An 827-nucleotide genomic window follows, 5' to 3' on the forward strand; every position below is an offset into this window, starting at 1 on the left:
GGATGAAACCAAGAACACTTGAATGTGTTTGGTGTTAATTCAAAAGAATTAACGTTTTGAGAACTTTTGTTTCATTACCTCTCGGGTAGAGAGATAAGAAACAGATTTCAATTTAATCGTTTGATTAAATTTACTAGTCAGCTTTCCAGATTTTTAAAGAGCAAAGTGGTGTTTCTTCTCTCAAACAGAGAGTGGAACCACTTTCTAAAGATTCTTAGACGCAAAAATACACACCCGATAACAATCTTTGCTTATTGGGTCTGCGATTCCGTGCAGAAAAATATTTAGAGAGTGGTGGGCGATACCGGGCTCGAACCAGTGACCCCCTCCTTGTAAGGGAGGTGCTCTCCCAACTGAGCTAATCGCCCACGATAGTTTGCTATTTGTCTCCGCTTTTAAAGCAGAAGCAAATCATTCCCCCGTGGAGAGAATGGTGGGTCGTGCAGGATTCGAACCTGCGACCAATTGATTAAAAGTCAACTGCTCTACCAGCTGAGCTAACGACCCGTGGCGTCCCATAGGGGAGTCGAACCCCTGTTACCGCCGTGAAAGGGCGGTGTCCTAGGCCTCTAGACGAATGGGACACACTGTTTGTTGAGGTTTGGGAACCTCAACCACTCTTTACTTTTTCAACCTATACAATCTGTGTGGACACTTGCATCAATAGTATCGTTAAGGAGGTGATCCAGCCCCAGGTTCCCCTAGGGCTACCTTGTTACGACTTCACCCCAGTCATGAACCACACCGTGGTAAACGCCCTCCCGAAGGTTAAGCTATCTACTTCTGGTGCAGCCCACTCCCATGGTGTGACGGGCGGTGTGTACAAG

At 46.4% G+C, this 827-nt stretch carries 3 tRNA genes and 1 rRNA gene; all 4 read right to left on the minus strand.

Features of this window, described 5'->3' with window-relative positions:
• Nucleotides 1-292 precede the first annotated feature (292 nt).
• A tRNA-Val gene (locus EQP46_RS23990) sits at nt 293-368 on the minus strand.
• 63 nt (nt 369-431) lie between these two features.
• Nucleotides 432-507, minus strand: a tRNA-Lys gene (locus EQP46_RS23995).
• A 1-nt stretch (nt 508) separates the two neighbouring features.
• Nucleotides 509-584: transfer RNA gene (locus EQP46_RS24000), tRNA-Glu, on the minus strand.
• An 89-nt stretch (nt 585-673) separates the two neighbouring features.
• Nucleotides 674-827 (minus strand): 16S ribosomal RNA (locus tag EQP46_RS24005); the annotation flags it as partial.

It is taken from the genome of Enterovibrio baiacu (assembly GCF_004120195.1).
Lineage (GTDB): Bacteria > Pseudomonadota > Gammaproteobacteria > Enterobacterales > Vibrionaceae > Enterovibrio > Enterovibrio baiacui.